Genomic DNA, 15,343 nt, shown 5'->3' with positions numbered 1-15,343 from the left:
GGCCCGTCCCCGCACCACGCGGGGGCGGGCCGGACGCTTTTCCGTCCGGCCCGGAATCCGTCCGGCCCGGTATCCGTGCGACCCCGGCTCCGTCAGGCCCGGCGCGCCGGGACGGGCTCGCTCAGGCCCGGCGCGCCGGGTCGGGCAGCCGGTCCAGGAAGGCGGCGGCCGCCGCCTCGACCTCGGCGCCGGTCCAGTCGAGGGCCGCCGAGGCGACCGTGACCTCGGTCATCGCCAGACCGGGCAGCTCCCGTTCGCGCCAGGCGCCGAACAGCCCGATCCCGCGCTCCTCGGCCAGCCCCAGCGCGGCCTCCTCCAACTCCCCGGCCGGGTACGGCAGCCAGAGCTGGAACTGGTGGGTGTGCGGCGGAGCCGGGTGCACCCGGGCGCCGGGGACGGCGGCGAAGGCCCGGGCGAGCGCCCCGGCGACCGTCCGGGCGTGCGCCACGTACCGCGCCAGCAAGGGCAGTTCGCACTCCAGGCCGGCCAGCGCGGCCAGCGCGAACGGCCACTGCTGGAAGAGCTGCCCGCCGTAGCGGTGCCGCCAGGCCCGGGCGGTGCGGACGAAGCCGGCCGGACCGGCCAGCGCGGCACCGCTGATCCCGCCGAGCGTCTTGTAGAAGGAGACGTACACCGAGTCGGCCAGAGCGGCGACCTCCGGCAGCGGTCGGCCGAGGGCGACGGCGGACTCCCAGATCCGGGCGCCGTCCAGGTGCAGCGCCGCACCGTGCTCCTCCCGCACCACCGCGGCCAGCGCCCGCAGCGGCTCCCAGCCGGGCAGCACGAACCCGGCGTCGCGCAACGGCAGCTCCAGGCTCAGCGCGGCGTACGGCTCGCCCAGGGCGCGCAGCTCCGCCGCCGTGGGCTGGCGCGGCTCGGTGGTCGGCCAGAGGCTGCGCAGCCCGGTGAGGGCGCCGAGCGCCTGCCGCTCGTGCCGGTCGGTGTGGGCCAGCGGGTGGGTGGCGACGGCGCGCAGGCCGGCCGCCTCGGCGTGGATCCGCAGGGCGACCTGCTGGGCCATGGTGCCGGTCGGGAAGAAGGCCGCGTCCTCGGTGCCGAGCAGTCCGGCGACCCGGAGCTCCAGGGCGCGGACCACGCCGTCGCCGTACTGGTCCGGCCGGCCGTCCAGCCCGTCGACGGCCGCGCTCCCGTCCGGCAGCGGGCCGGCCAGGGCGGCGAGGCGTTCGCGGATGCTCTGCGGCCGGACGCCGGACAGGATGCGCTCGCAGCCGCGCAGGGCGGCGAAGCGGCGGTCCAACGGGTTCGGGCGGCCACCGGCGTCGGGTTCTTCGCTCCTGATGCCATACATGGGTCGATGGTCCCGCAGCTCGCCGGAGCGGTCAGCGGTGCGGACGGAAGCCGTTCGAGCCCGGCAAACCCCGTCGGCGCGTGGTCCTGGTCACAGGCCTCCGGGGCGGTACGACCAGGGGTAGTAGCGGCGGCGGAGGGTGCCCCGGACCGGCTCGGCGGGGCCATGGACGATCGGATCACATGATCGTTACTCCGTCAGCTTGAATCTCCGGCGCCACGCCGACTACCTGCGGTAGTACGTCACCCCGTTTGGGCGTCCGCTCGGTGACCGTTACACCTGAGTGGTCCCCCGCTCAGCACGCGCCCGAACGGGTCCTTCGTGCTGCCCTCGTCCGACCCGTGAGGTATGGCTACCGATGTCCACCGTCCCGCCCGTGGGGCCGGCCCTGCGCCGGCTCGCCGCCCGTACGGCAGCCCGTACGGCGGCCCAGGCGGCGGCCTGGCAGCCCCGGCTCGGCCATGCCCTCCGCACCCAGGCCGCCCCGCTGCGCAGGCTGGGCACGCCCCGGCACACCACCCTGCCGGGCAGCCGCCAGCGGGCCGAGCACGACCACGCGCTGGTATCGGCCGGGGCCGTCGCGACGCTGCTCGCCGGCGTGTTGCTGGTGGCCGCGCCCGGCAGCGCCTCGGCGCAGACCGTGCTGCCCACCACACCGGGCAGCTCGGCGTTCACCGCGCCGCTGGCGGAGGTGCCCACCGCGGGGCTGGTCCAGGTGGCCGGCCCGAGCCCGTACAAGCTGTCCGAGGACAGCGACTCGGCCCAGCAGTTCGTGGCGGTCGCCGCCAACCTGCTGCCGCTCGAACCGCCCGCCCCCGCCGCGGAGCCGGGACCGACCGCCGACGAGCCCGCCGGACCCGGCGCCGAGCCGGAGCCCGGGCCCGGGCCCGCGCCCGCCTGGTCGGCGCCGGTGCCGGACGCGCCGACCAGCAATCCGTACGGGGTCGCCAACCGGAGCTACGCGGCCGGGTACCACACCGGGGTGGACTTCGCGGTCTCCCCCGGCACGCCGCTGCTGGCGGTCGGCAACGCGACCGTGGTCTCGGCCGGCTGGGACGGCGCGTACGGCAAGGAGGTCGTGCTGCGGCTGGCGGACGGGCACTTCGCGCAGTACGCGCACATGTCCTCGGTCACGGTCTCGTCCGGCCAGCAGGTGGCGGCGGGCCAGCGGATCGGGCTGTCCGGGAGCACCGGCAACTCGACCGGGCCGCACCTGCACTTCGAGATCCGCACCAGCAACCGCTACGGCGCGGTGGTCAACCCGATCGCGTACCTGGCCGGGCACGGCGTCACCGACTTCTGACCCGGCCTCACGCGGCGGGCGGGGCCGGAGCTGCGGCCGGCGGGGCCGGGGGTGCGGCGGGCGGAGCAGGCGGGGCCGGAGGTGCGGCCGGGTGGCCGATCCGGTCGCCGATCTCCAGCGCGACGTCCCGGGCCGCCTCGATCGCCTCGTCCAGGGTGGCCGCCGTCTTCAGCGGCTCGCCCCAGACGTTCTCGGCGTGGCCGCAGTCCGCGTGGTCCTGCTTGAGCAGGAACAGCGCCGAGTGGACGGTGAACAGCGCCATCGCGGCCCGCAGCCGGTCAGGGAAGTCCGCCTCGGGCCCGTGCACCAGCTGGACCATGGTGATCATGCGGTCCCGGAAGGCCAGCCCGGCCGCGGACTCGCGCAGCGCGGGCTGGTTCTCGTGGAAGAACCGCAGCAGCGGCGCCCGCTCGGCCATCCCGTCCGCGAAGCGGCGGATCAGCTCGTCGCGCATCCCCGGGCTCCAGGCCTGCTCGCGGCCCCATGCGATGGTCTCGTCGATCGGGGCGGCCATCCGCTCGACGATGCCCAGGACGATGTCGTCCTTGGTCTTGAAGTGGTAGTAGAGCGCGGCCTTGGTGACGCCCAGGCGGTCGGCGATCTCGCGCAGTGAGGTCTGCTCGTAGCCCTGCTCGGAGAAGAGCTCCAGTGACACCTCGATGATGCGAGCCCGGGTGTCGCTGCGGGGGCTGTGCGAAGTGCCCATGGCCTGCCTCATGACTGCGTCGGTGAACTGCTGCGGACTCCCGGTGGCGTCCGCCCCGGGCAACATTCTCCCTGCCCAGGCGGCCGGTCGGGAAACTGGCTTGACGACCGGCTAGTGAACAACCTACCGTGCCGACGGTCGATAAACTAGCCGGGCGACAAGTAAGTGAGCCGCCGCGCGGCGCGACGCCCCGTCCGAACCACCCTCCGGGAGACCCACCTCATGTCACAGCCCAAGACCACCGACCCGGTGCCGGAGGACAAGGCGGCCGAGGAGGAGCAACCGCGGTCGCCCCGCGAGATCCGCCTCGTGATGGTCGGCCTGGTCGTCACCATGCTGCTGGCCATGCTCGACAACCTGATCGTCGGCACCGCGATGCCGACCATCGTCGGCGACCTCGGCGGCGCCGAGCACCTGTCCTGGGTGGTCACCGCGTACACCCTGGCCACCGCCGCCTCGACCCCGATCTGGGGCAAGCTCGGCGACATGTACGGCCGCAAGGGCACCTTCCTCACCTCGATCGTGATCTTCCTGGTGGGCTCGGCACTGTCCGGCCTGTCCCAGAACATGAACGAGCTGATCGGCTTCCGCGCCGTCCAGGGCCTGGGCGCCGGCGGTCTGATGGTCGGCGTCATGTCGATCATGGGCGCGCTGGTCCCGCCGCGTGACCGCGGCAAGTACCAGGGCATGTTCGCCGCGGTGATGGCCCTCGCCACCATCGGCGGCCCGCTGGTCGGCGGCTTCATCACCGACCACCTCAGCTGGCACTGGACCTTCTACATCAACCTGCCGCTCGGCGTGGTCGCGCTGGCCGTCGTCGTCGTCACCCTGAAGCTGCCGAAGGTCCGCAGCACCGCCAAGATCGACTACGCGGGCGCCGTCCTGCTCACCACCGGCATCACCTCGCTCGTGCTGATCACCACCTGGGGCGGCCAGCAGTACCCCTGGGGCTCCAAGCAGATCCTCGGCCTGGCCGCGCTCGCCGCCGCCTCGCTGATCGCCTTCTGCTACGTCGAGCAGCGGGTCGAGGAGCCGATGCTGCCGCTGAGCCTCTTCAAGAACCTGAACTTCACCCTGGTCTCGATCATCGGCTTCGTCGTCGGCTTCGTGATGTTCGGCTCGACCGTCTTCCTGCCGCTCTACCAGCAGATCGTCCAGGGCGCCTCGGCGACCAACTCCGGCCTGCTGCTGATGCCGATGATGTTCGGCATGCTGGTGGTCTCGCTGGTGGTCGGCCAGGCCGTCACCAAGACCGGCAAGTACCGGATCTACCCGATCATCGGCACCCTGGTGATGACCGCCGGCATGGTCCTGCTCTCCACCATGGGCACCACGACCAGCAGCTTCACCTCGGCCTGCTGGATGGTCGTGCTGGGCGCCGGCATGGGCTTCCTGATGCAGATCACCATGCTGGTCGCCCAGAACAGCGTCGAGCTCAAGGACATGGGCGTGGCCAGCTCCACCGCCACCCTGTTCCGCACCATCGGCGGCTCCTTCGGTGTCGCGCTGTTCGGCGCGCTGTTCAACAACCGGGTGGCCGACACCATGAAGGAGAAGCTCGGCGAGCAGGCCGGCGCCGGCGGCGTGAAGGACCCGGGCCAGATGAGCCCGGCCGCGCTGCGCACGCTGCCCGAGAACATCCAGGACGCCTACCACCACGCGGTGTCCAACGGCATGCACACCGTCTTCCTGTGGGGCGCCGGGGTGGCCGTGATCGCGATCGCCGCCGCGGTGTTCCTGCGCGAGGTGCCGCTGCGCGGCACGGGCAAGGGCGAGAAGCCGGCCGAGGCCTCGCTGGAGGCGGCGGCCGTCTGACGGTCCCGCCCGTACGACCGCGGCGCCCCCGGGAGGTTCGTCCTCCCGGGGGCGCCGTCGTCCGCGCTCGTCTGCGGTGGTCGTCGGTACTCGTCGGCGGTGGCCGGCTGCCGGGGCGGCCGGTTACCGCGGCAGTCGGTTACTGCGGCAGTCGGTAGACGCCCTGCTCGACCGGCTCGACCAGGCCGTCCGACACCAGGCCGTCCAGGGCCCGGGCCCGCTGCACCGCGTCCGGCCAGACCGCGTCCAGCCGGGCCTGCCCGACCTCGCCGTGCGCCTCGCGCAGCACCGCGAGCAGCTTGCCGCGCACCTGGCGGTCCGTCCCCTCGTAGGTCTGGCCGCGCCGGGCCGGGCCCTCGTACGGCGGCCGGCCGGCCCGCTGCCAGGCGCAGCCGGCGAACAGCGGGCACTCCCCGCACTCCGGGCCGCGCGCGGTGCAGACCAGCGCGCCCAGCTCCATCACGCCGACCGCCCAGGTGGCGGCGGTGCCGGCGTCCTCGGGCAGCAGTTCGGTGGCGGTGCGGCGCTCGGCGGCGGTGGTGGCCTGGGCCGGGTACTCGACGCCGGTCACCGCGCGGGCGAAGACCCGGCGGACGTTGGTGTCCAGCACCACGTGCCGCTGGCGGAAGGCGAAGGAGGCGACCGCCGCGGCGGTGTACTCCCCCACTCCGGGCAGCGAGAGCAGGGTGGCGTGGTCGTCCGGGACCTCGCCGCCGTGCTCCTCGGTGATGGCGACGGCGGCCGCGTGCAACCGCAGCGCGCGGCGCGGGTAGCCCAGCCGGCCCCACATCCGGACCGCCTCGCCGGGCGCGTCGGCGGCCAGGGCGGCGGGGGTCGGCCAGCGGGTCAGCCAGGCCTCCCAGGCGGGCAGCACGCGCTTGACGGGGGTCTGCTGGAGCATGAACTCGCTCACCATGACGGCCCAGGGCGTCGCGTCGGGCGTCCGCCAGGGCAGGTCGCGCTTGCTCGCCTCGTACCAGTCCAGGACGGTCGAGTGGAACAGCGGCAGCGGCATCGGCAGCCGGGTGGCACCGGCGGCGGCGGTGGCGGAAGCGGTGATGGCAGTCATGGCCCTTCGATCCTCCCATGCCCGCCGACCCGGCCGAAGTGGATGATCCGACTCCGGATATTCCGGTGGACTTCCCCGAAATCAGCCTTTCGGGGCTCCCCCGAACGGATCAAATGGCGGATCATGTGAAGGAAGGGGCGACTGTGCGGTGTTGGTGAGTCAAACGCCACACACAGTCTCGTAGAGTTTGGTCGTGCCCTCTCTGCGTCAACCCGTGGGACCGCTGCCGGCCTCGATCTACTGGCGTCGGCGCGTCGTCGTGCTCGCCGCCGTCGCGGCGGTCGTCGCCCTGATCGCCTGGCTGATGACCGACCAGGGCGGGGGCGGTGACGACGGCTCACAGAGCAAGGCCGCGCAGGCCGTTCCGTCCCAGTCCCAGAACCAGACCCCCGCCCAGGCCATCACGCCCGGCGCCTCGCCGAGCGGCCCCGCCGCGCGCCCCGGCGGCGGGAGCAACCCCGGCGGCGGCCCGGTGGCCGGCGGCGGCGGAACCGAGGTCAACCTCAGCGGCGGAACCGGCGCTGCCAACCCTGCCCCCGCGGGCGGTACCGGCGGCGCGGCCGGCGGCACCGGCGGCGGTGCGGCGGGCGGCACGGGCGGCACCGGTGGCACCGGCGGCGGGGTCCCGGCGGTCAACACCCCCGAGATCATGACGCTCCCGGTCTGCGCCTCCTCGCAGGTCGCCCTGGAACTGGCCGGCACCCAGAACTCGTACCCGCCCAAGGACAAGCCGCGGCTCGCCCTGACGGTCAAGAACTCCTCCGGCGCCAACTGCCGGGTGGACCTCGGCCGGGTCACCTCCGCCATCACCGTCAGCGCCAGCAACGGCGACCGGGTCTGGTCCTCCGGCGACTGCCCGGCCGACAAGGGCAGCATCTGGGTGCAGCTGGCGGCCAACGGCAGCCAGACCGAGACCTTCACCTGGGACCGCAGCCGCAGCAAGCCGCAGTGCGCGACGGCCGACCCGGCGCCGCCCGCGAACGGCACCTACGTGGTGCTCGCCGAGCTCACCGGGCTCTCCGGGGACAAGGTCTCGGCGCGGGCCTCGATCCGGCTGGACAACTGAGCGACGGTCACGTCCGTACGGAGCCCCCCGGCCGCCCTGGCCGGGGGGCTCCGGCGTCGGGGGCTCCGGCGTCGGGGGCGAGCCCCGGCCCGCGCGGCCGGATACGGGACGGTCCCCGGGGAGGTGCCTCCCCGGGGACCGTTCGTGCGTCCGGCTGTGTGTGTCCGAGTGTCCGTGTGCCTGTTCCTGTCCGTCCGTCCGTCTGCCCGGGTGGACGGACGGACGGGGTGCCCGATCAGACGTAGCGCTCCAGGATGGACGATTCGGCAAGGCGGGACAGGCCCTCGCGGACCGAGCGGGCCCGGGTCTCGCCGACGCCCTCGACCGTCTGGAGGTCGTCGATGCTCGCCGCGAGCAGCTTCTGCAGACCGCCGAAGTGCTCGACCAGGCGCTCTATCACCGTGTTGGGCAGGCGCGGGATCTTCGCCAGCAGCCGGTAGCCGCGCGGCGAGACGGCGGAGTCCAGCGACTCCGGCGTACCCGAGTAGCCGAGCGCCTTGGCGACGGTCTGAAGGTCCAGCAGCTCGGCGTGGGTGAGCGCCTCCAGGTCGGCCAGCACCTCGGTGACCGTCCGGCCCTTCTTGGCGGCCCGCTCCGGGAAGTAGTCCCGGGCGACCAGCTCGCGCTCCGGCTCCACGCCCGCGATCAGCTCGTCCAGCTGGAGCGAGAGCAGCCGGCCGTCGATGCCGAGCTCCAGCACGTAGCCGGCGATCTCGGTCGCGATCAGCCGGACCATCTCCAGGCGCTGCGCCACGGCGGTGACGTCCCGGACCGTCACCAGGTCCTCGATCTCCAGCGCGGAGAGCGTGCCGGCCACCTCGTCCAGGCGCAGCTTGTAGCGCTCCAGGGTGGCCAGCGCCTGGTTGGCGCGGGACAGCACGGTGGTGGAGTCCTCCAGCACCCGGCGGGTGCCGTTGACGTACATCGCGATCAGCCGCATCGAGTGCGAGACCGCGACCACCGGGAAGCCGGTCTGCCGGTTGACCCGCTCGGCGGTGCGGTGGCGGGTGCCGGTCTCGTCGGTCGGGATGGTCGAGTCCGGCATCAGGTGCACACCGGCCCGGACGATCTTGGTGATGTCCTTGTCGAGCACCACCGCGCCGTCCAGCTTGCACAGTTCGCGCAGCCGGGTGGCGGTGAACTCGACGTCCAGGACGAAGCCGCCGGTACAGATGGGCTCGACGGTCTTGTCGAAACCCAGCACGATCAGGCCGCCGGTGTTGGCCCGCAGGACCCGCTCCAGGCCGTCACGCAACGCCGTGCCGGGCGCGATGGCGGTGAGGGAGGCCCGCAGCAGGGCCTCCTCACGGGAGGCCTTGTCCGCCCCCCGGTCGCTGGCTGCCACGTGACTCCTCCGGTCGACCCCGTGCCGCGCGCCTCGCGCCGTGCGCCGGTCCGCGGTCTGTTGCTCTGTCGCTCAGTACCGCTCGGTACTGCCTTCTGGCCAATGAGACTGGGGAAAGTCTAACTGTGCGTGGCTTCGGCAGGGCTTGGGTCAGCGCAGTTCGTCGGAGTCGACCGGCTCCCAGCCGTCCATCAGCTCCTCCGGGAAGGCCGTGACCGGTGCCGGGCGGGGAGCCGGAGGCGCCGACGGTGCCTCAGCGCGGGCCCCGGCACGGGCGTCCGTACGGGCCTCGCCGCGCGGCTTGGCGGCGGCCCGGCGGCGGCCCGGGATGGCCCGCAGCGCCTCGCCGATGTCGGCCACCTCGACCACCTTCATGCCCGGCGGCACCTTGCCCGGGTCCGGCGGGACCAGGGCGTGGGTGAAGCCCAGCCGGTGCGCCTCGGCGAGGCGCCGCTGCACACCCGTCACCCGCCGTACCTCGCCCGCCAGGCCGACCTCGCCGATCGCCACCAGGTTGCTGGGCAGCGGGGTGTCGGTGGACGAACTGGCCACCGCGAGCGCGACCGCGAGGTCGGCGGACGGCTCGCTCAGCTTCACCCCGCCGACCGTCGCGGTGTAGATGTCCTGCTTGCCGAGCTTCACCCCGCCGTGCCGCTCGACGACCGCCAGGATCATCGCGATCCGGGGCGACTCCAGGCCCGAGGTGGTGCGGCGCGGCGAGGGGATCTGCGAATCCACCATCAGCGCCTGCACCTCGGCCACCAGCGGGCGCTTGCCCTCCAGGGTGACGGTGAGGCAGGTGCCGGGAACGGGCTTGTCACGCCTGGTCAGGAAGAGGCCGGACGGGTCGGCCAGGCCGACGATGCCCTCGTCGTGCAGCTCGAAGCAGCCCACCTCGTCGGTGGCGCCGTAGCGGTTCTTGACCCCGCGGATCAGGCGCAGCCGGGCGTGCCGGTCCCCCTCGAAGCTGAGCACCACGTCCACCAGGTGCTCCAGCAGGCGCGGGCCGGCGATCTGGCCGTCCTTGGTGACGTGGCCGACCAGCAGGGTGGCCATGCCCCGCTCCTTGGACACCCGGATCAGCGCGGCCGCCACCTCGCGGACCTGGGCCGGGCCGCCCGGGGCGCCGTCCAGCTCGGCGGAGGCGATGGTCTGCACCGAGTCCAGGATCAGCAGGCCGGGGCCGACCGCGTCGATGTGCCCCAGCACGGCGCCCAGGTCGGACTCGGCGGCGAGGTAGAGGTGCTCGGAGAGCGCGTTGATCCGGTCGGCTCGCAGCCGGACCTGGCCGGCCGACTCCTCGCCGGTGACGTAGAGCGTGCGGTGCTGCGCGGAGGCCGCCTTGGCCGCGACGTCCAGCAGCAGGGTCGACTTGCCGACACCGGGCTCGCCGGCCAGCAGCACCACCGCGCCGGGGACCAGCCCGCCGCCGAGTACCCGGTCCAGCTCCGGCACACCCGTCGAGCGGGCCGTCGCGACCTGGCCGTCGACCTGGGCGATCGGGCGGGCGGGCGCGCTGACCGGGCCGGCCGCCGTCGTCCGGATCGGCACCGCGCCGTACTCCTCGACCGTCCCCCAGGCGTTGCACTCCGGGCAGCGGCCGACCCACTTGGGCAGCTGGTTGCCGCACTCGGTGCAGCGGTACGCCGGGCGCGGCTTGGCGGTGGTCTTGGAACGCGGAGGCATGCGGCCCACGGTAGCGCCTGGGTACGACAGCGGCGGCGGGGTGCGGCGGCGGGGTGGGGTCCGGGCGGCGGTGGGGCCCGGCCGGGACGGTGGTGGGGCCCGGCCGGGGCGGCGGCGGGGAGGGGTCCGGGCGGAGGCGGGTTTGCCGTGCGTCCACACAGATGGGCGATGTTGTTACCCGAAAGAAGTACATACGCGGCGAATGGCGGGGCCGGGCGCTCCGGGGTCTCTACCGTCGGACGGGTGACAACGCGAACTGTTGGGCCGGCCGGGCCGCAGGCCGCCGCTGCCGTGCTCACGGCGTACGACCGGCAGGTGGACGGCCTCTTCACCTACTGCCTCTCGGTGCTGTGCGAGCACGACGCCGCCGCCGACGCCCTGCGCGAGGTCCGTGAGCTGGCACAGCGGCACGGCGCCCGGCTGGCGGAGCCCGGGCTGGTGCGGGCCTGGCTGTTCTCGCTGGCCCGGTACTGCTGCCTGCGGCGGCTGGCGGACGGCAGCGGTGGGAGCGGGAGCGGCCAGGACGGGAGCGACGAGGGCGGAGGCCGGGCCGACGGGGTCGGCGGCCGGAACGGGCGGACGGGCGGCTCGGTGGAGCCGGACGAGGTCGAGGCGGCCCGGCGGCGGCGCGAGCTGGCCTCGCTCGCCTGGCCGGAGGCGGCCGGCACCGACCCGGAGCAGCGCGAGGCGCTGGAGCTGTCCGTCCGGCACCGGTTGACCCCGCTGGAGGTGGCGGCGGTCCTGGGCCTGCCGTTCGAACGGACCCGCGCGCTGCTGGCGGGCGCCGAGGCCGAGGTGGCCCGGACCAGGGCGGCGCTGCTGGTGCTCGGCGTGGGCAGCTGCCCCGAACTGGACCGGCTCGGCGGGGCCGGGGCGGAGTCCTGGCGGGACTGGGTGCTCGGCCCGGCGCTGCGGCGGGAGCTGGTGCAGCACGTGGTGGACTGCCCGACCTGCCGGGGGACGGCGGAGCGGGTGGCGGGCGGGGCGGCGGAGGGCGCGTCGGCGCTGTCGGGGCTTCCGGGGCTGCCGCTGCTGGGGGCACCGGGCGGGGCGGGTGCTGTGGGTGCTGTGGGTGCGGTCGGTGCTGTGGGTGCCGTGGGTTTCGCGGGCGTCGCGGGCATCGCGGGTGTCACGCGCGTCGTCGGTGTCGCGGTGGCCGAGCCCGGGTTGCGGTTCGACCAGGGCGGCTTTCCACGGCACCGGGCGCCGGACGCGGGGCGCGGGCTGGCGGTCCGTCGGCGGGTGGTGACCACCGGGGTGCTCGCGGCCGTCCTGGCGGCGCCGGTGATCGCGCTCTGGGCCGGGCACCGGAGCGGCGGCGGGTCGGGGTCGGCGGCCTCGGTGTCGGCGGTGCGGGTGGACGAGGCCGGTCGGGGCGCCGGGCAGCGGCCGCCGTGGCCGACTGCCGGGAGTCCGGCCGGTGCCGGGACGCCGGGGGTGCCGGGGATGGAGCTGGCAGGGACGGGCGGTGGCGGCGGGTTCGGAGATGCAGAAACGTTGCTCCCCGGTTTTCCAGGGCTGACCTTCCAGGGTCCGGCCGTCCCCGTCCCGGCCCATGGCGCGACCCCGCTCGGCAGCCCGACCCTGGTCGCCACCCCGGCCCCCGTGGTCGACCCGGCCTCCGCGTCGGCCCCCGCCGGGCTGCTCACCGTCGAAGCCGCCGAGTACGGCAGCCGTACGGTCCTCACCCTCACCGACTCCGGCAGTACCGAGATCCACTGGCACGCGGTGACGGACGCCGGCTGGCTCCGGCTCAGCCGCGACTCCGGCACCCTCGCGCCCGGCCAGCGGATCACGGTGACCGTCACCGTCGACGAGGACCTCGCGCCGACGACGCACTGGACCGCCCGGATCGCGCTGCCGCCCTCCCAGGCGGTGGTGACCCTGGAGGGCGGCCCGCACAACCGGGGCGGCTCCTCCGCCCCGGCCGACCCGTCGCCCACGGCCACCGCTCCGCCGTCACCGGGCGGGCCGTCGGGCTCGCCGTCACCGGGTTCTCCGTCACCGGGTTCTCCGTCACCGGGCTCGCCTACGTCGGGCGCACCGTCGCCGGGCTCGCCGTCGCCCTCGGGCCCGCCGTCGTCGGCGACGCCGTCCGGCACGCCGACGAGCACGCCGTCCCACCCGGGCACGCCCACGGCGGCTCCGACGGGCAGCGCCTCGCCGCATCCGACCGGCACCGGCACCGGCGCGCCGCCTGCGTCCCCGTCCGCTCGCTAGGAACCGGGCCGTGCCCCGCGGGGACGGCCCGGCCCGGAAGGTGTCAGGTGCGGTGGATCGGGGGGACCTGGTAGGTGCCGTCGAGGACCGGGGGCTCGGGCTGGTAGACGCGGATGATCGGGCGGAACTCGCCGGGCGGGGTGGGCAGCCAGTTGGCGGCGGCGGCCGGGTCCTCGGGCTGGTCGTGCCGGAGGGTCAGGGTGAGGGAGCCGTCGTCGCCGTGGACCAGGCCGGGGGTGCGGTCGCCGATCGAGTAGCGGTCGATCGGGTTCTCCACCAGGTAGTAGTCCGGGACGGAGTACATCGTGACGGACCAGAACGCCCCGGCCGGGGGCGGCTGGTCGAAGCGCAGGGTGTAGCTGTGGGCGCCGGTCAGCGGGCGGCCGTCGGAGTCGTCGTAGGTCATCGCGTACGAGGCCTCGTAGGCGTGGTTGCCCCAGAGGCCCGCCCGGGCGGCGGCGGCGCGGCTGAGGTAGGCGGCGCGGCGGTCGGGGATGCGCCACTCGGGGTCGTCCAGGGTGCCCGGGCCGAGGTGGTCGGTGTTGTAGTCGAAGAGGTGGAGCGCGGAACGCCATTCGCCGGGCGGGTGGTCCTCGGGCGGGCGGGTGGCGTCCTCGACCCGTTCGCGCCCGGCGGCCAGTCCCTTGGCCAGCGCGAGCGTCCACTCGGGGGCCGCCGCGCGGTACGGGGAGGCACCGTCGTCGAGCAGGCCGAGCGGGGCGAAGCGGCGCTGGTACTCGATGTCCGCCGTGGCGGGCGGGAAGGCCTGCATCCACACCCGCAGGCGCTCGAAGAAGGCCAGCCGCTCGGGTACGTCCGGGTCGGGCTCGGGCAGGCCGGCGACCAGGCCGCCCGGCTCCAGCGGTTCCAGGGTGAGGGCGGCCTGCAGCGCCCGGACCCGGGGCAGGTCGTCGGGGCCGGTGCAGGCGAACCGGCCGACCACGGTGCCGACGGTGGTCGGCAGCTCGATCACCCGGTCCGGGTCCGGTGGGGTGCCGTGCCAGCCGGGCGGGACGATCAGCCGGGTCTGCGCGCCGGTCCCGGTGGCCCGGCGGCCCAGGTAGGCGACGTTGTCCGTCCAGGCGTCCAGGAACTGCAGCACGTAGTAGGTGCCGGCGGTGTCCGGGACGTGCAGCACCTGCGGGCCCTCGGAGAGGTCGAGCTGGGCGATCGAGTAGATCGTGTCGTTGTTGACCGAGACGAAGGCGTCGGCCGGACCGGCCAGGCGGGTGGCGTGGCTGAAGTGGTTGAACGGCGCCGCCGGGAGGGTGCCCAGGCCGCCCCTGATGAAGCGCTCGACCATGGTGAGGTCGGCGACCAGCGGGTAGCCGTAGACGTACGCGTCGGCGGCCAGGGCCTCCAGCTCGGGCTGGTTCATCGGGGGTCCTTCGTACGGTCGGTCGGGGCCGGTCGGGGGCCTGCGGGGCCGGTCGGGCCGGTCGGGCCGGTCGGGGTCGAAGCCGGTCCAATCGGCACAGGTCGGTATAGGTCGGTACAGATCGGATGCTAGGTGGGCCGGAAGGGGGCGGCATGTCGGATCAGGAGGGGCGGCGGGCGGTGCCGGTCGCGGCGCGGCCTCTGCTCTGCGCTAATCCGGGCGTACGGGCGGGACCGCCGGGAGAAGGTGGCCGGTATGAAGATCCTTCTGCTTGGGGGCTCGTCCTTCCTCGGACGCGCCTACGCCGCCGAGGCCCTCGCCCGGGGCCACCAGGTGACCACCTTCAACCGCGGCCGCAGCGCCGCCGACCTGCCCGGCGTCGAGGCCGTCCGCGGTGACCGGGACAGCCCCGCGGACCTCGCCCGGCTGGTCGACGGCCGGGACTGGGACGCCGTCGTCGACACCTCCGCGCAGCAGCCCGCCCAGACCGCGCTCGCCGTACGGCTGCTGCGCGAACGGGCCCGCCACTACACCCTCGTCTCCTCCGTGCACGCCTTCGCCGACTGGCCCGCCCGGGTGGTCAGCGAGGACTCCCCGCCGCACCCCTGCCCCGCCGACACTCCGCCCGACCAGCCCCCTGGCAACGCCCTCAAGGCCGGCTGCGAACGCGCGGCGCTGGAGGGGTTCGGCACCGAGCGCACCCTGGTCCTCAACAGCGGACTGCTCATCGGACCGCACGAGATCGGCGGCCGGCTGCCCTGGTGGCTGGAGCGGATGGCGCGCGGCGGGCGGGTGCTCGCCCCGGGGGACCCTCAGCGGACCATGCAGGTGATCGACGTCCGGGACTTCGCCGCCTTCGGGCTGGACCTGCTGACGGCCCGGACGACGGGACGGTTCGTCACCACGGCGCCCGCCGGGCTGCTCCGCTTCGGCGAGTGGCTGGAGACCTGCCGGGCCGTCGCGGGCGCCGGGGACACCGAACTGGTCTGGGTCCCGGACGGACCGCTGCTCGCCGAGGGGCCGGACCGGGTCGAGCCCTGGAGCGAACTCCCGCTCTGGGCGCCCGACCTGCCCGACCTCGCGGGCGTCTGGCTCGCCGACACCACCCGGGCGGAGGCGGCCGGGCTGCGCTGCCGACCGTTCGCCGACACCGCGCGGGACACCTGGGAGTGGCTGCGGACGCGCGGACCGGCCGAGGACACCGACGCCGACGGGCGCAAGGGACGGCCGGGCGCGCCGGTGCGTCAGGGCATCGACCCCGCCAAGGAGCGGCGGCTGGCGGACGCCTTCGGGTAAGCGGGGCGGCTGGGCGGCTGGGCGGCTGGATGATGCCGACTGCGGGAGTGGGGGGGGGGGGCGGGCGCCGTGCACGCCCCCGCGGGGGGCCCCCGGGTCACGCGCTGGGGGGGAGCCCCACGCCGCCGCGGGCCGCGGGGGCCGCCGCCC

Annotated in this window: 11 protein-coding genes; 5 read left to right on the top strand and 6 right to left on the bottom strand. The window is 74.9% G+C overall.

Going from position 1 to position 15,343, the window contains the following annotated elements; translation table 11 throughout:
- Positions 1-121: 121 nt before the first annotated feature.
- Positions 122-1,309, bottom strand: coding sequence for a threonine aldolase family protein (locus ACFQ6N_RS10415; RefSeq protein WP_380648330.1), 1,188 nt, complete (start codon positions 1,307-1,309; stop codon positions 122-124).
- Between the two features lie 358 nt (positions 1,310-1,667).
- Here ACFQ6N_RS10415 and ACFQ6N_RS10410 point away from each other — a divergent pair, with 358 nt between their 5' ends.
- Positions 1,668-2,612: a M23 family metallopeptidase gene (locus tag ACFQ6N_RS10410; protein WP_380648329.1), complete on the top strand. Its 945-nt coding sequence runs from the start codon at positions 1,668-1,670 to the stop codon at positions 2,610-2,612.
- A 7-nt stretch (positions 2,613-2,619) separates the two neighbouring features.
- Here ACFQ6N_RS10410 and ACFQ6N_RS10405 read toward each other — a convergent pair whose 3' ends face one another.
- Positions 2,620-3,318, bottom strand: coding sequence for a TetR/AcrR family transcriptional regulator (locus ACFQ6N_RS10405; protein ID WP_380648328.1), 699 nt, complete (start codon positions 3,316-3,318; stop codon positions 2,620-2,622).
- Positions 3,319-3,540: 222 nt separating this feature from the next.
- Here ACFQ6N_RS10405 and ACFQ6N_RS10400 point away from each other — a divergent pair, with 222 nt between their 5' ends.
- Entirely contained in the window at positions 3,541-5,133 is a 1,593-nt protein-coding gene (locus ACFQ6N_RS10400) for an MDR family MFS transporter (protein ID WP_380648327.1), read from the top strand.
- A 139-nt stretch (positions 5,134-5,272) separates the two neighbouring features.
- On the opposite strand, the gene ACFQ6N_RS10395 is transcribed toward ACFQ6N_RS10400, so the two are convergent.
- A complete protein-coding gene (locus tag ACFQ6N_RS10395) occupies positions 5,273-6,148 on the bottom strand; it encodes an A/G-specific adenine glycosylase (RefSeq protein ID WP_380648417.1) in 876 nt (291 codons plus the stop codon).
- 247 nt (positions 6,149-6,395) lie between these two features.
- Here ACFQ6N_RS10395 and ACFQ6N_RS10390 point away from each other — a divergent pair, with 247 nt between their 5' ends.
- On the top strand, positions 6,396-7,268 hold the full coding sequence (locus ACFQ6N_RS10390; RefSeq protein ID WP_380648326.1) for a hypothetical protein: 873 nt from the start codon (positions 6,396-6,398) through the stop codon (positions 7,266-7,268).
- A 235-nt stretch (positions 7,269-7,503) separates the two neighbouring features.
- Here the strand turns inward: ACFQ6N_RS10390 and disA are convergent, their stop codons facing one another.
- On the bottom strand, positions 7,504-8,562 hold the full coding sequence (gene disA / locus ACFQ6N_RS10385; RefSeq protein ID WP_030304894.1) for a DNA integrity scanning diadenylate cyclase DisA: 1,059 nt from the start codon (positions 8,560-8,562) through the stop codon (positions 7,504-7,506).
- Positions 8,563-8,763: 201 nt separating this feature from the next.
- The gene (radA, locus tag ACFQ6N_RS10380) at positions 8,764-10,299 is read right to left on the bottom strand and encodes a DNA repair protein RadA (RefSeq protein ID WP_380648325.1); all 1,536 of its coding nucleotides are present in this window, start codon (positions 10,297-10,299) and stop codon (positions 8,764-8,766) included.
- Positions 10,300-10,542: 243 nt separating this feature from the next.
- Between radA and ACFQ6N_RS10375 the strand changes: the two genes are divergently transcribed.
- Positions 10,543-12,519: a hypothetical protein gene (locus ACFQ6N_RS10375; protein ID WP_380648324.1), complete on the top strand. Its 1,977-nt coding sequence runs from the start codon at positions 10,543-10,545 to the stop codon at positions 12,517-12,519.
- A 43-nt stretch (positions 12,520-12,562) separates the two neighbouring features.
- Here ACFQ6N_RS10375 and ACFQ6N_RS10370 read toward each other — a convergent pair whose 3' ends face one another.
- Positions 12,563-13,897, bottom strand: coding sequence for a DUF1254 domain-containing protein (locus ACFQ6N_RS10370; RefSeq protein WP_380648322.1), 1,335 nt, complete (start codon positions 13,895-13,897; stop codon positions 12,563-12,565).
- Positions 13,898-14,152: 255 nt separating this feature from the next.
- Here ACFQ6N_RS10370 and ACFQ6N_RS10365 point away from each other — a divergent pair, with 255 nt between their 5' ends.
- Positions 14,153-15,193, top strand: coding sequence for an NAD-dependent epimerase/dehydratase family protein (locus ACFQ6N_RS10365; protein WP_380648321.1), 1,041 nt, complete (start codon positions 14,153-14,155; stop codon positions 15,191-15,193).
- Positions 15,194-15,343: the final 150 nt, after the last annotated feature.

The sequence above is a fragment of the Kitasatospora sp. NPDC056446 genome, from assembly GCF_042796115.1.
Classification (GTDB): domain Bacteria; phylum Actinomycetota; class Actinomycetes; order Streptomycetales; family Streptomycetaceae; genus Kitasatospora.
This window is presented reverse-complemented; position numbering and strand designations above follow the sequence as displayed.